At 64.2% G+C, this 19,446-nt stretch carries 14 protein-coding genes and 1 pseudogene; 12 read left to right on the top strand and 3 right to left on the bottom strand.

What is annotated here, in order from left to right:
• On the bottom strand, window positions 1-193 hold a 193-nt coding region (locus CCOS865_RS26315; protein WP_208644568.1), incomplete at its 3' end, for an acyl-CoA dehydrogenase N-terminal domain-containing protein.
• Window positions 194-979: 786 nt separating this feature from the next.
• Between CCOS865_RS26315 and CCOS865_RS28520 the strand changes: the two are divergent.
• Together CCOS865_RS28520 and CCOS865_RS26305 are read left to right on the top strand one after the other, a co-directional pair.
• Window positions 980-1,221, top strand: a pseudogene (locus CCOS865_RS28520) (hypothetical protein).
• A gap of 154 nt (window positions 1,222-1,375) precedes the next feature.
• Window positions 1,376-1,645: a DUF3077 domain-containing protein gene (locus tag CCOS865_RS26305; RefSeq protein WP_119146400.1), complete on the top strand. Its 270-nt coding sequence runs from the start codon at window positions 1,376-1,378 to the stop codon at window positions 1,643-1,645.
• A gap of 111 nt (window positions 1,646-1,756) precedes the next feature.
• On the opposite strand, the gene putA is transcribed toward CCOS865_RS26305, so the two are convergent.
• Entirely contained in the window at window positions 1,757-5,710 is a 3,954-nt protein-coding gene (putA, locus tag CCOS865_RS26300) for a trifunctional transcriptional regulator/proline dehydrogenase/L-glutamate gamma-semialdehyde dehydrogenase (protein WP_119146398.1), read from the bottom strand.
• A 358-nt stretch (window positions 5,711-6,068) separates the two neighbouring features.
• Here putA and putP point away from each other — a divergent pair, with 358 nt between their 5' ends.
• The 9 genes from putP (at window position 6,069) to CCOS865_RS26255 (ending at window position 16,820) form a co-directional block, all read left to right on the top strand.
• Complete coding sequence (gene putP / locus CCOS865_RS26295) at window positions 6,069-7,544, top strand: sodium/proline symporter PutP (RefSeq protein ID WP_119146396.1); 1,476 nt, start codon at window positions 6,069-6,071, stop codon at window positions 7,542-7,544.
• 153 nt (window positions 7,545-7,697) lie between these two features.
• The gene (locus CCOS865_RS26290; protein WP_119146394.1) at window positions 7,698-8,534 is read left to right on the top strand and encodes a 23S rRNA (adenine(2030)-N(6))-methyltransferase RlmJ; all 837 of its coding nucleotides are present in this window, start codon (window positions 7,698-7,700) and stop codon (window positions 8,532-8,534) included.
• 177 nt (window positions 8,535-8,711) lie between these two features.
• Window positions 8,712-10,469 carry a carbamoyltransferase family protein gene (locus CCOS865_RS26285; protein ID WP_119146392.1) on the top strand — a complete coding sequence of 586 codons (1,758 nt, stop codon included), beginning with the start codon at window positions 8,712-8,714 and terminating at the stop codon, window positions 10,467-10,469.
• Window positions 10,453-11,583 (top strand): glycosyltransferase, encoded by a 1,131-nt coding sequence (locus CCOS865_RS26280; protein ID WP_119146390.1) that lies wholly within the window; start codon window positions 10,453-10,455, stop codon window positions 11,581-11,583. Before CCOS865_RS26285 ends, CCOS865_RS26280 begins: the two co-directional genes overlap by 17 nt.
• A complete protein-coding gene (locus tag CCOS865_RS26275; RefSeq protein WP_119146417.1) occupies window positions 11,583-12,479 on the top strand; it encodes an antimicrobial resistance protein Mig-14 in 897 nt (298 codons plus the stop codon). The genes CCOS865_RS26280 and CCOS865_RS26275 overlap by 1 nt, the downstream gene beginning before the upstream one ends.
• 2 nt (window positions 12,480-12,481) lie before the next feature.
• Window positions 12,482-13,909: a PIG-L deacetylase family protein gene (locus CCOS865_RS26270; RefSeq protein WP_119146388.1), complete on the top strand. Its 1,428-nt coding sequence runs from the start codon at window positions 12,482-12,484 to the stop codon at window positions 13,907-13,909.
• Window positions 13,906-14,868, top strand: a complete 963-nt coding sequence (locus CCOS865_RS26265; RefSeq protein ID WP_119146386.1) for a glycosyltransferase family protein — start codon at window positions 13,906-13,908, stop codon at window positions 14,866-14,868. Before CCOS865_RS26270 ends, CCOS865_RS26265 begins: the two co-directional genes overlap by 4 nt.
• Before the next feature lie 22 nt (window positions 14,869-14,890).
• Window positions 14,891-15,658, top strand: coding sequence for a glycosyltransferase family 2 protein (locus tag CCOS865_RS26260; RefSeq protein ID WP_167469111.1), 768 nt, complete (start codon window positions 14,891-14,893; stop codon window positions 15,656-15,658).
• Between the two features lie 22 nt (window positions 15,659-15,680).
• Entirely contained in the window at window positions 15,681-16,820 is a 1,140-nt protein-coding gene (locus tag CCOS865_RS26255) for an O-antigen ligase domain-containing protein (protein ID WP_244216181.1), read from the top strand.
• Window positions 16,821-16,854: 34 nt separating this feature from the next.
• On the opposite strand, the gene CCOS865_RS26250 is transcribed toward CCOS865_RS26255, so the two are convergent.
• Window positions 16,855-17,493 carry a phosphotransferase gene (locus CCOS865_RS26250; protein WP_119146382.1) on the bottom strand — a complete coding sequence of 213 codons (639 nt, stop codon included), beginning with the start codon at window positions 17,491-17,493 and terminating at the stop codon, window positions 16,855-16,857.
• 115 nt (window positions 17,494-17,608) lie between these two features.
• Between CCOS865_RS26250 and msbA the strand changes: the two genes are divergently transcribed.
• The gene (gene msbA / locus CCOS865_RS26245; protein ID WP_119146380.1) at window positions 17,609-19,411 is read left to right on the top strand and encodes a lipid A export permease/ATP-binding protein MsbA; all 1,803 of its coding nucleotides are present in this window, start codon (window positions 17,609-17,611) and stop codon (window positions 19,409-19,411) included.
• The last annotated feature ends 35 nt before the right edge of the window (window positions 19,412-19,446 follow it).

The following is a 19,446-nucleotide window of genomic DNA, read 5'->3' as shown; positions in this document are numbered from 1 at the left end:
GTTCGTTTTCGTCGCCTTTGCGATTGTGCGGGGCGAAGTACTTTTCGGCGATGGTGCGCGCGGTGGTGAGCGCTGCGTCGAAGGTTTCCCGGCTGTGCTCGGCGAAACGCGGGCGCTGGGTCAGGGCCTCGGCGTCGAGGACTTCGTAGAGTTCGAAGGCGAGGTTGCGGCTGCTGAGCAGGGTCTCGGGCATGGTGTTGGGTCCTGAGTCGGGATGGGTCGAGTCTAGGGGGGGGTGGGGCGATGGGGTAGTTAAATAGGTGGGAGTGATGGGGCAGGAAAAGTGGTGGCGCTGGGGGGATGGCTTGTTGTGCACCTGGGAGGCATGCCACCGGCTTCGCGGGCGCTCTCGAAATCGAGCGCCGCCCGCGCGGCGCATCGCGGGCAAGCCCGCTCCTACATTTGCTGCAACGTACCATAGCCTGTGAAAAAGGCGTTGCCAGCCTTGGTGCATGACGAAAGCCTGGTGAGAGGCCATCAGGGCCGGCTCAAGATATTCGTCGTACAAACAAGGCAAAACCTCGGTCTGTCAGGCTACCGTACGTTGCAGCAAATGTAGGAGCGGGCTTGCCCGCGATGCGCCGCGCGGGCGGCGCTCGATCTTGAGGACGCTGCAATAGCCTGTGACTTGCGCCTGGTGGCCATGATGCGGTCGAACTTCAGGCCCTGCTTTTCACCTGGCTTTGAGGACTTACCCTATTCCTTGTAGTCCATTTCCCAAACATACTTCCAACCCCTTTCAAGCCATTGCGGTGCTCTGGGTTGAGCCCTAGTCTCGGACGGTCGCTGCTAATCAGCGACCGGCTTTGACAGGCCGCCCAGGTTAAAATTCCATGGCTTTGCCTTTATGGCAGCTGTGCATGGGGCACCTCGTGTGCGCCGGGTTTTTGATTTTTCCTACCGGTCTGTCAACCCGTGTACAGCTGCCACCCTCTTGTTTGACAGCAGATGGCGACGGCCACTTTTCAGGAAAAATAAAATGCTGAAAATTGTCCCCGACCCACCGCACAGTCCCCACTCCCTCGAAGACACCATCCTCCAAGCCACCGAGTCCGCCCTGTGCGCACAGACCGTGGCCCACCAAGCGCTCCTGCTCCAGCCAAAATCGCCCGTCTCGGTGCTGATCATGGCCGCGATGCATGAGCTGGAGGCCCTGCGTATGCTGCTTGAGTCGGCCTTGATACATGTGCAACCGCCGCCCAGCCGCGGCCGATGCACTAAAACGCGAGTGATGTGTCGTCTGTACGGGCCCTTTCGCGGGCAAGCCCGCTCCTACAGGGGCAGCGCAGTCATTGGCATGACGCGCGGTCTGTAGGCGCGGGGTTGCCCGCGATAAAGCCCGGCCAGGCACTGCTGAATTCAGGGAGATTGACCCATGAGTACTGACGAAACCACCCCCAACACCACCGTCGGCAAGACCCGCTTTTACCAAGGGGAAGGCTTGACCCAACCCTTGTTTTGCATCGAGCCCGGCATCCCGTGCCAGCATGCCCGTGAACAGGCCTCGGAGTTGATGGGCGTTGTACGAGAGTTGACCATCACTGGCGTGATGGAAGACAACCCCCAGCTAGTCTGGGCCTCGCACTACCTGAGCGCATTGGCCAAGGCGTTGCTGGACGATGCTGAACTCGGCATGACGCACTGACATTGCGTTGGCTGGAGCCTCCCGGGGTCGCAAAGCGGCCCCAACTTCACGCGCTGTCCAGGCCAAAAAAAAGGAGAGCCGAAGCTCTCCTTTTTCATCACATCACTTCAATCAGCCAATGGTCATCAAGCTGGCATTGCCCCCCGCCGCAGCGGTGTTGACGCTCACCGCCCGCTCGATCACCAAGCGCTCCAGCGCAATCTGATGATCGCCGCTGGACAGCCCATGAACCCCAACGATCGCGCCGGCACGCTTGGCCACCTGCTCGCACACCGCGCGCAGCTGGTCCGAGTGGCCATGGTGAAGCACGGCATCGAAGGCCACCTCGTCCTTGTTCCAGTCGGCCACCAGCTTGACCTTCGCCTGCAGCTCTTTGGGCAGACGCGCACGCAGGCTCTTCGCCGGCTCGCCATCCACGCACACCGCTGAGCTACCCACAGCCAACACTGCAGCCAGCTGAGCCAGCAGGTCAGCCTCGCTGTCCGCCAGGCACAGCACATGCTCGCGCGGCAGGATGGTGTAGCTGTTGCGCTCGCCGGTCGGGCCTGGCAGCAGGCGGCTGATACCGCTCTGCGACTGCTCGGCAAAGTCGTCGCACAGACGCGCCAGGTCGGCCAGCTGGTTGCTCTCGGCCCAGGCCTTGAGCGCATGCAGCGGCTTGATCAACTGATCGCGCAGCACACGGTCGACCTTGGCTTCGCCATCGGCACGCTGGAAGTGACGGGCCACCGCGTCGGCCGGACGGGTCGACAGCAGGCGGTACAGGTACAGCGGGCCGCCGGCTTTCGGGCCAGTGCCAGACAGGCCTTCACCACCGAACGGCTGCACGCCGACCACAGCGCCAACGATGTTGCGGTTGACGTACATGTTGCCGGCGTTGACGTTGTCGACCACCTTGGCAATGGTCTCGTCGATGCGCGTGTGCACGCCCAGGGTCAGGCCATAACCGGAGGCATTGATCTGCTCGATCAGCTGGTCGAGGTTGCGACGGTTGTAGCGCACCACGTGCAGCACAGGGCCGAAGATCTCGCGCTTGAGCTCGTCGAAGCTGTCCAGTTCGATCAGGGTCGGCATCACGAAGGTGCCGCGCTTGCACTCGGCGGCATCGGCGATGGCGACTTGATAGACCGTGCGGCCTTTCTCACGCATGCCCTGGATGTGCTTCTCGATACCCGCCTTGGCTTCGGCGTCGATCACCGGGCCGATGTCCACCGACAGGCGCTCCGGGTTGCCCTGACGGCTTTGCGCCATGGCACCTTTGAGCATTTCGATCACGCGGTCGGCAGAATCTTCCTGCAGGCACAGGACGCGCAGGGCCGAGCAACGCTGGCCAGCACTGTCGAAGGCCGAAGACACCACGTCGATCACCACCTGCTCGGTGAGGGCCGAGGAGTCGACGATCATCGCGTTCTGGCCGCCGGTTTCGGCGATCAGCGGGATCGGCCGGCCCTGGGCGTCGAGGCGCCCGGCAATGTTGCGTTGCAGCAGGCGAGCCACTTCGGTGGAGCCTGTGAACATCACGCCTTTGACCCGCTCATCACCGACCAGGCGTGCACCCACGGTCTCGCCACGGCCCGGGAGCAGTTGCAGCACGCCTTCGGGGATGCCGGCTTCCAGCAGCAGGCGCACGGCTTGGGCGGCGACCAGTGGGGTTTGTTCGGCCGGCTTGGCCAGCACCGGGTTGCCGGCTGCGAGGGCCGCGGCGACCTGGCCGCTGAAGATCGCCAGGGGGAAGTTCCACGGGCTGATGCAGACCACCGGGCCCAGTGGACGGTGGGCGTCGTTGCTGAAGTCGTTGCGTGCCTGCACCGCGTAGTAGCGCAGGAAATCGACCGCTTCACGGACTTCGGCGATGGCGTTGGCGTAGGTCTTGCCCGCCTCGCGCACCAGCAGGCCCATCAACGGTTGGATCTCGGCTTCCATCAGGTCGGCGCTGCGCTCGAGGATCGCCGCACGCTCGGCCGGTGGCGTCGCCTGCCAGATCGGCGCGGCGTTCAGTGCGCACTGGATGGCGTTGTCGACGTCAGTGACCGTGGCTTCCTGGACATGACCGACCACGTCGCGATGATCGGACGGGTTGAGCACCGCCGCAGGGGCTTCCTGGCTGGAGGCGCAGCCCAGCAGCGGGGCGGCTTTCCAGGCGTTGTGGGCCGTCGCCAGGAGGGCGCAGGACAGCGACGCCAGGCGATGTTCGTTGGCCAGGTCGATACCGGCCGAGTTGGCCCGCTCGCTGCCATACAGGTCACGCGGCAGCGGGATGCGCGGGTGCGGCAGGCCGATGCTGCCTTCCTGGGCGGCCATCTGCTCGATGCTGGCGACCGGGTCGGCGACCAGCTCCTGGATCGAGATCGAGTGGTCGGCAATGCGGTTGACGAACGAGGTGTTGGCGCCGTTTTCCAGCAGGCGGCGGACCAGGTAGGCCAGCAGCGTCTCGTGGGTGCCGACCGGTGCATAGACGCGGCACGGGCGGTTCAGCTTGCCGTCGGCGACCTTGCCGACCACTTGCTCGTACAGCGGCTCGCCCATGCCGTGCAGGCACTGGAACTCGTACTGGCCCGGGTAGTAGTTCTGCCCGGCGATCTGGTAGATGGCCGACAGGGTGTGGGCGTTGTGGGTGGCGAACTGCGGGTAGATCGCTTCTGGCACCGACAGCAGCTTGCGGGCGCAGGCGATGTAGGACACGTCGGTGTACACCTTGCGCGTGTACACCGGATAGCCTTCCAGGCCCTCGACCTGGGCGCGCTTGATCTCGCTGTCCCAGTAGGCGCCCTTGACCAGGCGGATCATCAGGCGGTGGCGGCTGCGCTTGGCCAGGTCGATGACCGAGTCGATCACGTACGGGCAACGCTTCTGGTAGGCCTGGATGACAAAGCCGATGCCGTTCCAGCCGGTCAGCGACGGCTCGAAGCACAGGCGCTCGAGCAGGTCCAGCGACAGCTCCAGGCGGTCGGCCTCTTCGGCGTCGATGTTCAGGCCGATGTCGTATTGCTTGGCCAGCAGGGTCAGCGACAGCAGGCGCGGGTACAGCTCTTCCATCACGCGCTCGTACTGGGCGCGGCTGTAGCGCGGGTGCAGCGCCGAGAGCTTGATCGAGATGCCCGGGCCTTCATAGATGCCGCGGCCGTGCGAGGCCTTGCCGATCGAGTGGATCGCCTGCTCGTAGGAGGCCAGGTATTTCTGCGCGTCGTGCTCGGTCAGTGCGGCTTCGCCGAGCATGTCGTAGGAATAACGGAAGCCCTTGGCTTCGAAGCGGCTGGCGTTGGCCAGGGCTTCGGCGATGGTTTCGCCGGTGACGAACTGCTCGCCCATCAGGCGCATGGCCATGTCGACGCCCTTGCGGATCATCGGCTCGCCGCTCTTGCCGATGATGCGGGTGAGCGAAGAGGTCAGGCCGGATTCGTTATGGGTGGAGACCAGCTTGCCGGTCAGCAGCAGGCCCCAGGTGGCCGCGTTGACGAACAGCGACGGGCTGTTGCCCAGGTGCGGCTGCCAGTTGCCGGTGCTGATCTTGTCGCGGATCAGCGCGTCGCGGGTGCCTTTGTCGGGGATGCGCAGCAGGGCTTCGGCCAGGCACATCAGTGCCACGCCTTCCTGCGACGACAGCGAAAACTCCTGCAGCAGGCCCTGGACGATGCCGGCGCGACCGCTGGCGCTCTTCTGGTTGCGCAGTTTTTCAGCGATGCCGGCCGCCAGCTTGTTAGTGGCCTCGGCCTGGGCGGTCGAGAGGCGCGCCTGCTCGAGCAGCATCGGCACCATTTCCTGCTCGGGGCGGCGGTAGGCGGCGGTGATCGCCGAGCGCAGTACCGACTGCGGCAGGATGCTCTCGGCAAACTCGAGGAAGCATTGGTGGTTGTGGTCTTGCTGGACGTCGCCAGCGTCCTCGATGAGGTTGCTGGCATGACCGTTGAGTTCGGTCAGGGTGGCGCCACCCTCGAGCTTCTCCAGGTAATTGAAGATCGCTTGCTTGATCAACCAGTGCGGCGTGCGGTCGATGGACTGCGCAGCGGCCTTGAGTCGCTCACGGGTAGGGTCGTCAAGTTTGACCCCAAGGGTGGTCGTCGCCATTTCTTATCCTCATTATTGCCACGGTTGTGGCCTAAGCTGATGCTCAGATTAGCTGTAGGACAATTCGGGTGCAACCAGGTGCAACCCGTTTTTTCGCAAGAAAAGGTGCAACTCGTCTGACGCCATTTCCCACACAGCGGAAATGGGCGCTTACAGTGCGTTTTATTATGAAATACGCTGTCTTTGCGCCAAAAAGGAGCAAAAACGAGGCATTTTTCCGAAAATGCGTTCCAGGGTGCAACTTGTAAAAGAAAAAGGGTTGCACCCGCTTGAGGTTGTTGCATAGCATTCGCCGCCAGGGTGCAACCGCTTATCCGGCCGGTCGCACGAACATAAAAACAAACGCCAGGGCACAACCATGGGCAATCCACTTACGATCACCTTTGTGATCTACATCGCGGCAATGGTGCTGATCGGCTTCGCCGCCTATCGCTCCACCAATAACCTTTCCGATTACATCCTCGGTGGTCGCAGCCTCGGCAGCGTTGTCACCGCGCTGTCCGCAGGTGCATCGGACATGAGCGGCTGGCTGTTGATGGGCCTGCCGGGCGCCATCTACATGTCGGGTCTGTCCGAGGCCTGGATTGCCATTGGCCTGACCGTCGGCGCCTACCTCAACTGGCTGTTCGTTGCCGGCCGCCTGCGGGTGCAGACCGAGCACAACGGCGATGCGCTGACCCTGCCGGATTACTTCGCCAGCCGTTTCGAAGACAACAGCGGCCTGCTGCGGATCATCTCGGCCATCGTCATCCTGGTGTTCTTCACCATCTACTGCGCCTCCGGCATCGTTGCCGGCGCGCGGTTGTTCGAAAGCACCTTCGGCATGCCGTATGAAACCGCCCTGTGGGCCGGTGCCGCGGCAACCATTGCCTACACCTTCGTCGGTGGCTTCCTGGCAGTGAGCTGGACCGACACGGTGCAGGCTTCGCTGATGATCTTTGCGCTGATCCTCACGCCGATCATCGTGCTGATCTCCACCGGTGGCTTCGACACCACCTTCCTGGCGATCGAAGCGCAGAACCCGGCCAACTTCGACATGTTCAAGGGCGCCACCTTCATCGGCATCATCTCGCTGATGGGCTGGGGCCTGGGCTACTTCGGCCAGCCGCACATCCTCGCGCGCTTCATGGCGGCGGACTCGGTCAAGTCGATCGCCAATGCCCGTCGCATCTCCATGACCTGGATGATCCTGTGCCTGGCCGGTACCTGTGCCGTGGGCTTCTTCGGCATCGCCTACTTCTCGGCCCATCCTGAGCTGGCCGGTCCGGTGACCGAGAACCACGAGCGGGTGTTCATCGAGCTGGCGAAGATCCTCTTCAACCCATGGGTTGCCGGTGTGCTGCTGTCGGCCATCCTGGCGGCGGTGATGAGTACCCTCAGCTGCCAGCTGCTGGTGTGCTCGAGCGCCCTGACCGAAGACTTCTACAAGACCTTCCTGCGCAAGAACGCCTCGCAGGTCGAGCTGGTCTGGGTCGGCCGTCTGATGGTGCTGGCCGTGGCGCTGATCGCCATCGCCCTGGCGGCCAACCCGGAAAACCGCGTGCTCGGCCTGGTGGCTTACGCCTGGGCAGGCTTCGGTGCGGCCTTTGGCCCGGTGGTGCTGCTGTCGGTCCTGTGGAAAGGCATGACGCGTAACGGTGCCCTGGCGGGTATCGTCATCGGCGCCCTGACGGTGATCTTCTGGAAACAGCTGGATACCGGCCTGTACGAGATCATTCCGGGCTTCCTGTTCGCTACCGTCGCGATCTTCGTGGTGAGCAAGCTGGGCGCGCCGACCTCGAGCATGGTTTCGCGCTTCGAGAAGGCCGACGAGGCTTACCATATCGGTAAGTGATGCCTGCCTGATGCTGTACTGAAAAACCCGCGCCTCCTGGAGGCGCGGGCTTTTTTGTGGGCGCGGTGGTGGCCTTCTGGCGGCGCCGATCGGCTGTCGGGCCTGACGACTCCGGCGCGACAAGGTAAACTTGCCGGCCTTGCAGGAGTTGCCATGAACTATCGTCACGCCTTCCACGCCGGCAACCACGCCGACGTCTTCAAACACATCGTGCTGACCCGCCTCATCGCCCTGATGTCGCGCAAGGAGCAGCCGTTCGCCTACATCGACACCCACGCCGGCCTGGGTCTGTACGACCTGCAGGGCGACCAGGCGTCGCGCACCGGTGAATACCTCGAAGGCGTCGCGCGGTTGTGGAATCGCGATGACCTGCCGGCGATCACCGCCGACTACCTGCAGGTGATCAAGCGCCTGAACAAGGACGGCGAACTGCGCTACTACCCAGGCTCGCCCGAGCTTGCGCGCCGGCTGATGCGCGAGCAGGACCGTGCGCTGCTCAACGAAAAGCACCCCGAAGACGGCCCGCTGCTGCGCGAGAACATGAAAAAGGACCCGCGCGTCACCGTCCACCTCGGCGAGGGCTGGCATGTGCCGCGGGCGCTGCTGCCCGTGCAGGAAAAACGTGCGGTGATGCTGATCGACCCGCCCTTCGAGCAGGCCGACGAGCTCAAGCGTTGCACCGTGGCGGTGAAGGAAGCGATCGGTCGTATGCGCCAGACGGTCGCGGCCATCTGGTACCCGATCAAGGACCAGCGCTCGCTGACCCGCTTCTACCAGGACCTGACCAGCACCGGCGCGCCCAAGCTGCTGCGCGCCGAGCTCTACGTCCATCACCAGGACAGCCCGCAGGGCCTGAACGGCTCTGGCCTGGCCATTGCCAACCCGCCGTGGGGGCTGGAGGAAGAGCTGCGCGAGTTGCTGCCGTTGCTGGCCAAAGAGCTGGCGCAGACCGACGGCAGCTGGCGCCTGGACTGGTTGATCGCCGAATAATGCTCGCGGGCAGGCCTGCCCGCGGATGACGGTGACACACCCTGCATCGTAGCCTGCGGCACTCCGCGCCCGGAGGGGGCGGTGTGTCCCTGATGTTTGCGTTATAATCCCGCCCTTTAGCCGCCGTCCGCCCATGAGGCCGATGGCGCATCTCTACCGAATGAAGAGGCTAGACCCTTGGCATTGACGATTCTTGGCCTGTCCGGCGCCCTTAGCCATGACCCTTCCGCGGCCCTGTACATCGACGGCAAGTTGATTGCCGCCGCCGAAGAAGAGCGCTTCGTGCGTGACAAGCATGCGAAGAACCGCATGCCCTACGAATCGGCGAAGTTCTGCCTGGAACAGGCCGGCATCAAGCCGTCGGACGTCGACGTGGTGGCCATTCCCTTCGCCCCGATCAGCCTGTTCGGCAAGGCCCGCTGGCACTACGCCAAGCGCTACTGGTACGCCCCGGACCGCGCCCTCGACGCGATCCTGATGGGCAACCGCCGCTACAAGCGCTACCGCAAGAAGATCGTCTGGTGCCTGGAGCAACTGGGCTTCGACCCGAAAAAGATCAAGATCGAGCCGGTCGAGCACCACCTCGCTCACGCCTCCAGCGCCTACCACTGCTCGGGCTTCAAAGAGAAAACCGCGATCCTCGGCATCGACGGTAAGGGCGAGTACGCCACGACCTTCTTTGGCTACGGCGAAAACGGCAAGATCCACAAGATCAAGGAGTTCTTCGATCCGGATTCGCTGGGCGGCCTGTACGGCGCGATCACCGAGTTCCTCGGCTTCGAGATGCTCGACGGCGAGTTCAAGGTCATGGGCATGGCGCCGTACGGCGACGCCAGCAAGTATGACTTCTCGCGTCTGGCCAGCTTCGAGAATGGCGAACTGGTGATCAACACCGAGTACGCCAACGTCATCGGCCTGCGCCGCTATAAAGAGAAGGGCAAGGGCTTCTACTTCTCGCCCAAGCTGATCGAGTGGCTGGGTCCCAAGCGCGAAGGCGATATCGCCGACGAGCCGTATATCCACTACGCGGCAAGCATGCAGGCGCTGTTCGAGAAACTCGCCCTGCAGATGATCGACCACTACCTGGGCGACACCCTCAAGCAGACCGGCAAGCTGGCCTTCGCCGGCGGCTGCGCGCTGAACGTCAAGCTCAACCAGAAGATCATCGCCCGCCCGGACGTCAAGGAACTGTTCGTCCAGCCGGCCTCCGGCGACGCCGGTACCGCAGTCGGTGCCGCGGCCTACGTGTCGCACGCCCGTGGCGTACCGGTCGAGAAGATGGAACACGTCTACCTCGGCCCGGCGTACTCCAACGAGGACGTGATCGCCGCCTGTGCCCGTCACCCGAGCCAGCCGGCCTGGCGCAAGCTGGACAACATGCCCGAGCAGATCGCCAAGATCATGGTCGATGGCAACCCGGTGGCCTGGTTCCAGGGCCGCATGGAGTTCGGCCCGCGTGCGCTGGGTGGTCGTTCGATCATCGGCTGCCCGAGCGTGCCGGGCGTGGCTGACCGGATCAACCACCAGATCAAGTTCCGCGAGCGCTGGAGGCCTTTCTGCCCGTCGATGCTCGACACCGTCGCCCCGCAGATGATCAAGATCGATCACCCGGCGCCGTTCATGACCTTCACCTTTGAAGTCTCGGACGAGTGGAAGACCCGCGTGCCGGAAGTCGTCCACGAAGACGGCACCTCGCGGGCCCAGGTGCTCAAGCGCGAGTACAACCCGCGCTACTACGACATGATGAAGGCCCTCGAGGTCCTCACCGGCAACGGCGTGTCGTTGAACACCTCGCTCAACCGTCGCGGCGAACCGATGATCTGCTCGCCGACCGATGCGCTGAACATGTTCTTCGGCTCCGACCTGCAGTACCTGATCATGGAAGACATCCTGGTCGTCAAGGATGGCGCTGCGCCTTATGACCAGCCGCTCTGAACCGCGCATCCTGCAGTTCTGCCATGGCTATGACGGGCCGTTTCTCGACTGTGCCCGTCAATACGCCAGCCTGTTCCAGGGCAGCGGTTACCGGGTCACCACGGTCTTTCTGACCGGCAAGGCCGACCCGCAGGTAGCGGCCGGCTGCGCCTCGGACGAGGTGCTGTTCCTCGAGTTCAGCTCCAAGGCCGTGCGTGGCCTCAAGCTGGGGGCGATCCGTGCACTGCGCACGATCGCTGCCGAGCGCAATTTCAGTCTGTGCATCGCCCACCGTTTCAAGCCGATCTACGTGGCCTTGCTCGCCACCGGCTTGCCGGTGATCGGTGTGCACCATGCTTTCAGCGACTACCAGCGCAAGAGCCGGCAGCTGTTCGCCAACCTGTTTCGCAAGCGCCTGAGCCTGCTCGGCGTCTCCGACGCGGTGCGCGACGACATGCGCCGCTGTTTGCCGAAGTGGCCGGCCGAGCGTATCCAGACCCTGTACAACCGTATCGATGTCGACGCCCTGCAGGCTGCCCTGGTGCCGCGTGAAGAGTCGCGCCGGGTGCTCGGTCTCGACCCACAGGCGTGGATCGTCGGTAACGTTGGCCGGCTGCATCCGGACAAGGACCAGGCCACCCTGCTCAAGGGCTTTGCCGAAGCGTTGCCCAATCTGCCGCAAGGCGCCCGTCTGGCGGTGCTGGGCACGGGGCGGCTGGAGGCCGAGTTGAAGGCCCAGGCCGTTGCGCTGGGTATTGCCGGCCAGGTCGATTTTCTCGGCCAGGTCGCCGACGCTCGACGCTACTTCCAGGCGTTCGATGTGTTCGCCTTGAGCTCCGACCATGAGCCGTTCGGCATGGTCCTGCTCGAAGCCATGGTCGCCGGTGTGCCCGTGCTGGCCACCGCCTGTGGCGGTGCACGTGAAGTGGTCGAAGGGGTCGGCGTACTGTTCCCGTTGGGTGATGCCGGGCAATTGGCCCAAGGCCTCACGCACATGGCCGGGCTGGATGATCAGCAGCGCCAGGCGTGTGCCGCGCATATGCTGCAACGCCTGCGCGAACGCTTCAGCGATCAGGCTGTGCGGGAGACCTTCTGGCAGTTGCCATCGGCGCGCGCGTTGGTGGTGCAGCCGTGATCCTCAACCATATACCGGCCCTGCGTGAACGCGGTTGGCAGGTCATCGACGCGCCCGCCTATGCTGACGTCTGGCAACGCTTCGGCGGCAGTGTGGCGACCCACCCGCAAGTGATCGAGCAGCTCGCCGAGCTGGCGCAGATTCCGGTGCGCTACCTGGGCTGGGAGCAGGGCGGCCAGTTGCAGGCGGCCATTCCCACCTGGGGGCGTCACCTGGCGCTGTCCAAGGACGTGCTCAAGCGCCATGGCAAGAAAGGCCTGTTCGATCTGGGCAACGCCGAACTGATCCTGCCCGCCGCCAGCACCGCCGGTGCGCGGCTGCGGCATGCCGGGCGCTACCTGTCCGAGCTTAACCAGGGGCGCTTCAGCGGCCTCAAGGCGCAAACCGAGCAGTTGGCCATGGCCCGTGCGCATGAAGACCTGTCGAAGAAGTTTCGCTACAACCAGCGCCGCGAACTGCGCCTGCTGGAAGAGGCGGGCGGGCAGGTGCGGCCGATCAGCGACTTCAGCTCGGCTGAAATCGCGGCCATGTACTGCGACCTGTTCCAGCGTCGCTGGGGCTTTGCCGCAACCGGCGCGCAGCACATGGCGGAGGTCGTCGAGCGCCTGCGTGGGCTGCTGATCGGCTCGGTGCTGCTGCTTGACGGCGCGCCGATCGCCATCCAGCTGGTGTACCGCGTCGAAGCGCCGGAGTGGATCAGCGTCGAATACGTCAACGGCGGTGTCGACCCCGAAACCAAGGCATTCAGCCCTGGCAGCGTGTTGAGTTTTCTCAACACCCAGGCCGCCTGGGAGGATGCCAAGGCGCGCAACAAGCCGCTGCGGTTCTCCTTCGGTCGTGCCGACCGCGAGTACAAGGACCGTTGGTGCAACCCCGTCACTGTGTACCAGGTCTGACCATGAGCGCACGCAAGCAGCAGTTGTTGAGCCGTCATCGCAAGCGCAAGCGGGTGATCCTGCTGGTGGCGCTGTGCCTGGTGCTGCTCAGCGGCGCGTTGGCCTGGTGGCTGCCACCGCTGCTGGCGGTGCTGCTGTGGGTGGCGCACGAGGCGTGGTTCTCCGATCACCTGTTCTACCTGCCGGGCAGTGACTACCGCTACGACCTGCAGGCCACTGAACGGCATGCCGTGGCGTGCCGCGACGGGCTGCTGGTGGTGTCGGCCGGGTGTTCGCTGGACGGCGCGCCGACCTTGCTGCTGCGCGTTCAACTGCGCGCGGGCTGGCTGGGCCGGCTGTTCGACCCGGCGGTGCTGATCGAGGGCGGCGAGGCTGACCGGCAGACGTTCGAACGCGGCGTGCGCGGCGTGCGCTACCTCAACCTGACCAGCCAGGCCGAGGCGCTTGCGGCCGGCCGTTTGCGCCTGCGTGGCCGGCGCTGCCGGCTGGCGGATGAGCTGCAGCTGCTGGTCGTGCGGCATGCCGATTACCTGGCCGGGACGATGATGGTCATCGCGCCGCATGCGGACGATGCCGAGCTTGCCGGGTTTGCTGCCTATGCCCAGGCCGAGCAGAGCTGGATCGTCACCCTGACCGCCGGCGAAATCGAAAACGAGTACTACCGCGACACCTTGCAGCTCGACACCGTGGCGGCTGCCCGGCTCAAGGGCGAAGTGCGCAGCTGGGACAGCGTGGCGGTGCCGCGTTGGGCTGGCGTGCCCGCGTCGCAGAGCGTGCAACTGGGCTATTTCTGCATGCAGTTGGCCGCCATGAAGGCCGACCCGGCGGCTGTGGTCGCTTCGCGCGAGGCTGATCTCGCCGACACCCGGCCGTTCCGCCGCTTCAATGAATGCACCTTGCACAGTGACGCCGATGGCTTGCCGACCTGGCACAACCTGGTGCGCGACCTGCGCGAGCTGATCGACCGGGCGCGCCCGGCGACCCTCGTGCTGCCGCACCCGCAGCTCGACCCGCACCCTGACCACGTGTGTGCCCATGACGCCGTGCGCGAGGCGCTACTGGGTACCCAGTGGCAGCCGCAGACCCTGCTGCTGTACGCCAATCACCTGCACGACAATGACCGCTGGCCGATGGGCGAGGCGGGTGATGGCGTCGCCTTGCCGCCGTTCTTCGAGGAGCAGGTGGCGATGCGCCCGTGGGCCTTGCAGGTCTCGCCCGAGCGGCAGCGGCAAAAGGCCATCGCCTTGGGTATGATGCACGACCTGCAGCCACCGGCACCGCTCAAGCGCAAGATTCGGCGGTTTTTGCAGCACTACCTGGCCGCCCGCCGTTGGCCGGCATTCGGTGAAAATGAATTCTTCCGCAAGGCAGTGCGTCGTCATGAACTGTTTTGGGTCGAGACCGTGATCGACAAGAGAGAGCAACAGTGAAAGTCCTGTTCCTGGTCCAGAAAGAGCAGCGCGCCATCCTCGATCGTCTGTACGAAGGTATCTCGGCCAGCTGCCAGTGCGACATTCGCTGGTTGAGCGACGACGAGCAGGATGACCTGCGCGGCTATTTCAGTCGCCACGTGAAGGTCAAGGAATACGACCGGATCCTGTTCTTCCTGCGCTTCAAAAAAGAGATCCGCCAGGCCCGTTTCATCGCCCAGGTGCCGAACCTGGTGATTCTCGAACACGACGCCTACCAGAACTACATCCCCTGCAAGTACACCGGCAAGTTCAGCGCGCAGTACCGGCGCATGCCGTGGGCGCGGGTCATCACCTCGGGCGCGGTGGTCACGCGGCGCCTGGTGGATGAGGGCTTCGACGCGGTGTTCGTGCCCAAGGGCTATGACCAGGCGCTGCTGCGCAACGAGAACCGCGAGCGGGATATCGAGCTGGCCTTTGTCGGCAGCCTGCGCAGCGTCGCGTACTCCGGGCGCAAGGCGATGCTCGACTCGCTGGCCGCAGTGGAAAACCTGGTCATCACCCGCACCAAGTCGGGTGAAGAGTACAGCCAGACCCTGAGCCGGATCCGCTTCTTCGTCAGTGCCGATGTCGGCATGGGCGAGTACATGATCAAGAATTTCGAAGCCATGGCCTGTGGCTGCGTGCTGTTTGCGTACGACCAGGGCGAGGAAGAAAACCGCGCGCTGGGCTTTGTCGACATGGACAATATCGTCCTCTACAGCGACCTCCAGCAGTTGCGCGACAAGCTCGCCGTGCTGCGCGCCGACAGCGCGCTGGCCGAGCGCATTTCACGCAACGGCCAGCAGTTGGCCGAACAGCGCTTCACCTTCCATGCGATCGGACAGTCGATCGTCGAGGCGATGCGCGCCCCTTTACGCGAGCGTCCTGCCCTGAGCCCTTGGCAGCGGCTGTGTCGCGCCCTCGGCCTGTCGCGCTGAACCCTAGAACAACGAGGAAACCATGCTCTTCAGTGAAAGCAGCGAGATCACTCTGATGGTCACCAGCTGTGGCCGGTTCGACCTGCTCAAGCGCACGCTCGAGACCTTCGACCGCTACAACACCGCGCCCATCCGTGAAGTGTTCATCACCGAGGACGCGGGTGACGAAGCCGTGCGTGACTGCATCCCTGAGCACTGGCGCGCGCACACCACCTTCATCGTCAACAATCCCAAGCTCGGCCAGTTGCGGTCGGTGGATGCCGCCTACGCGCAGATCAAGACGTTCTGGGTGTTCCACTGTGAGGATGACTGGGCGTTCTACCGTCCGGGCTTCATCGAGGACTCCCAGGCGCTGCTGGAGGCCGACCCGCAGGCCTTGCAGGTCTGGCTGCGCAGCTTCATGCATGACCTGCAGGTGCACAGCCCGTATGTCTTCCTGCATGAGCGGCAGGTGCTGCAAGGTATCCCGTTCTATCAGTTGGGCTCGCACAAGGCCGAGTGGCAGGGGTTCTCGTTCAATCCCGGCCTGCGCCGCCTGGCCGACTATCAGGCGCACGCGCCCTACGCCTCGCACTCGGGCGAGAAGAGCCTTTCGCGGCTGTATGCCGAGGCCAATCGCTATGCGCTGATTCTGGAAAACGACGCCGTGCTGCACACCGGGTTCGGTGAGCACGTGGAAATGCAGGAAGAAAAGGTGAAGAAGCTTCGCCGTAAACGCATCGACCGCATCCGGCTGATCGGTGCTGTCGTCATTGGACTAGTGGTTGGGTGGGTTCTTAAGGATGTTTGAAAGTACAGGCAAGGGCAGTGGCATGAGTAGGCAATACTTTGGCGCGGCGTTGATTATCTTCCTCCTCAGCTACGTGCTGATGGCCTCTTCCAAGTGGACCAACAACATTTTCTACGCGTTCGTCGCGTTGCCGGGGTTGGTGTTCCTGATCAAGGAGCGCGGTGCCGGGCTGTTTTCCAACAAGCTGGGCCTGGCCTGGCTGGTGTTCCTGCTGTGGTTCCTGGTGCCGGCCGCGGTGGCCGGTGATGGCCAGTTCTACAAGCACATTCTGTATGTGACGCTGTTCGTGTTCGTCGTCGCAGGCTTGGTCAGCCCGGACTTCTTCCGCTCCGAGGGCTTTGTCCGGGCGTTGTTCTGGATTCTCTGCCTGTACATCTACGGCTATGCGGCATACGCCTACCAGACCGGTGTGTTCGGCTTCGGCTCTCGCGTCGGGCTGCTGCCCGCGCGGCTGGAAAACGTCATCTACGCCAGCATCTGGCTGTTCTGCGCGCTGGCCTTGGCCATGCCGTCCTGGGCGCGCAACCGTCGCTGGGTAGAGGCGTTCGCCGCGGTAGTGCTGTCGGTGGTGGCGGTCAGCTTCGTACTGCAGACCCGCACGGCGCTGGTCGGCGCGGCGTTCCTGTTCGCGGCCTGGGCGTGCTACGCGTTGTGGCGCTTCCCGCGGCAAACCGCGCCGTGGTTGCTGGCGTTCGCGGTCATGGGCTGCATTGCCCTGTGGCTGGTCAAGGATGCGAAATGGTTCCACAACCTGTTCGCCCGCGGCGACTCGTACCGGATCGAGCTGTTCCAGGTGATGGTCGGTGAGTGGAGCAATTGCGGTTGGCTGCTGGGTTGTGGGGTCGACTTCCATACCGACAAGCTGCTCAGCGGCGTCATGCCGATCCAGCATCCGCACAATATCTTCGTCGCGATGGGGCTCTACACCGGCGCCATCTCGCTGGTGCTGTTCCTGGTCGTGATGGCCATGACCCTGGTCCAGGCGGCGCGCCTGCGTGACCCTTGGGGCATGTACCTGGCGTGCGCGCTGGTGATGCTCAACTTCGACGGCAGCAAGCTGATCGGCAACCCCGACGAACTGTGGCCACTGGTGCTGTTGCCGGCCGCGGTGGTGCTGGGCAGGGTTATCCAGCACCAGCAGCAACGACGTTCGAGCTTCTGATGCCCAAGGCCGCCGTAAGGCGGCCTTTTGCTTTTCAGCCCAGGGCGGCTGCCAGGTCCTGCGCATCGCACAGCTGCTGGCTGGCCAGGTAACCGTCGACAAAACTGCGGTCGCCGGTCTCCAGCAGCCAGTGGCGGTCCTGGCGGTAGCGCAACATGTGGCGGAAGTTGCGCAGGCGCTGCGACTTGCGCAGCGGCCGCGCGTAGATGCGCAGGTCGGCGATGTCGATCAGCCCGAGCTCGCCGTCGGGGGTCAGCACCACGTTGCCCATGTGCGCCGAACGGAAGTACACCCCGCGCTCATGCAGGGTGGCAATGAAGCGCCCGAGCTGGGCGCGCAGCGCAGCGTGCTCGCCGGGCTGCTCGAGTACCTGGCGCAGGGTCTGTCCGGGCAGCGGCGCATAGTGCACGGCGTCGCGGGCAATCGCCGCGATACGGTATACCGCTATGACCTGCGGGCAGGGGATGCCGCGCTCGGCGAGGTGCCGGCAGTTGTCGGCGAACCGCTGTGCGTAGGGGTACCAGGCGGCGGAGCTGATCAGGCGCTTGCGGCGGAACAGCTTGAGCATCGAGCCATCGGCCAGGCGCAACACCTTGTCGCCCGTGCCGTCGGCTTCGAGCACATGGGCGCCTTCGCGCAGGGCGAGATAACGTGCATGTTCAAGCGCTTGCATCAAGTCTCCAGAGTTTGGCCATGGGGGCGGGACAGCCGCCTATCTTACCTGCAGCGGGCGGCCCGAGACACCGCGTGTGTTATAATCCCGACTCTTTTTCACCCGACGGATTGTCATGACAGTTCCTGAATCGTCCGCCCCCGCGAGCCTGAAGATCTACTTTCGCCTGCTGAGCTACGTGAAGCCCTACATTGGCATTTTCGCGTTGAGCATCGTCGGCTTCGTCATCTTCGCCTCCACCCAGCCCATGCTGGCCGGCATCCTCAAGTATTTCGTCGACGGCCTGAGCGATCCTCAGGCGGTGTTGTTCCCCAATGTGCCCTACCTGCGCGACCTGCAACTGCTGCAGGCGGTGCCGCTGCTGATCATCCTGATCGCGGCGTGGCAGGGCCTGGGCTCGTTCCTCGGCAACTACTTCCTGGCCAAGGTTTCCCTGGGCCTGGTGCACGACCTGCGCGTGGAGCTGTTCAACAAGCTGCTGGTACTGCCCAACCGCTACTTCGACAACCACAACTCCGGCCACCTGATCTCGCGCATCACCTTCAACGTGACCATGGTCACCGGTGCTGCCACCGACGCGATCAAGGTGGTCATCCGTGAAGGCCTGACGGTGGTCTTCCTGTTCGCCTACCTGCTGTGGATGAACTGGAAACTGACCCTGGTGATGGTCGCCATCCTGCCGATCATTGCGGTCATGGTCAGCACGGCCAGCAAGAAATTCCGCAAGCAGAGCAAGAAGATCCAGGTGGCGATGGGCGATGTCACCCACGTCGCCTCCGAGACCATCCAGGGCTACCGCGTGGTGCGCAGCTTCGGCGGCGAGAGCTACGAGCAGCGCCGCTTCAACGCTGCCAGCCAGAGCAACACCGACAAGCAACTGCGCATGACCAAGACCGGCGCCTTGTACACGCCGATGCTGCAGCTGGTGATCTACACCGCCATGGCCTCGTTGATGTTCCTCGTGCTGTTCCTGCGCGGCGAAGCGTCGGCCGGCGACCTGGTGGCGTATATCACCGCCGCGGGCCTGCTGCCCAAGCCGATTCGGCAGTTGTCGGAAGTCAGCTCGACCATCCAGAAAGGCCTGGCCGGTGCCGAGAGCATCTTCGAGCAGCTGGACGAACAAGCCGAGCTGGACACCGGCACCGTCGAGAAGGAGCGGGTGGAGGGTCGCCTCGAGGTGCGCAACCTCAGCTTCACCTACCCAGGCACCGAGCGCCAGGTGCTCAGCGATATCAGCTTCACTGCTGAACCCGGGCAGATGATCGCCCTGGTCGGTCGCTCCGGCAGCGGCAAGTCGACCCTGGCCGGCTTGATCCCGCGCTTCTATCACCACGATCAGGGGCAGATCCTGCTCGATGGCGTGGAAATCGAAGAGTACAAGCTGCGCAACCTGCGTCGGCATGTGGCCCAGGTGACCCAGCACGTGACGTTGTTCAACGACACCGTGGCCAACAACATTGCCTACGGCGACCTGGCCGGTGCGCCGCGCGAGGCCATCGAGGCTGCCGCCGCCGATGCCTACGCCAAGGAGTTCGTCGACCAGTTGCCCAAGGGCTTCGACACCGACGTCGGCGAGAACGGTGTGCTGCTCTCCGGCGGTCAGCGCCAGCGCCTGGCCATCGCCCGGGCCTTGTTGAAGAACGCGCCGTTGCTGATCCTCGACGAGGCGACCTCGGCGCTGGACACCGAGTCCGAGCGGCACATCCAGGCTGCCCTCGACCACGTCATGCAGGGCCGCACCACGCTGGTGATCGCTCACCGCCTGTCGACCATCGAAAAGGCCGACATGATCCTGGTGATGGACAACGGCCGCCTGGTCGAGCGCGGCACCCACGCCGAGCTGCTTCAGGCGAATGGCCATTATGCCCGCCTGCACGCCATGGGCCTGGATCGACCCGAAAAAGTCGATATCACCTGAGCCCTGCCCATCGGGGCCGCCCGCGGCCCCGATTG

It is taken from the genome of Pseudomonas reidholzensis (genome assembly GCF_900536025.1).
GTDB classification, from domain to species: Bacteria; Pseudomonadota; Gammaproteobacteria; order Pseudomonadales; family Pseudomonadaceae; genus Aquipseudomonas; species Aquipseudomonas reidholzensis.
The sequence above is the reverse complement of the archived record's forward strand: the minus strand, read 5'-3'. Positions and strand labels throughout refer to the sequence as shown.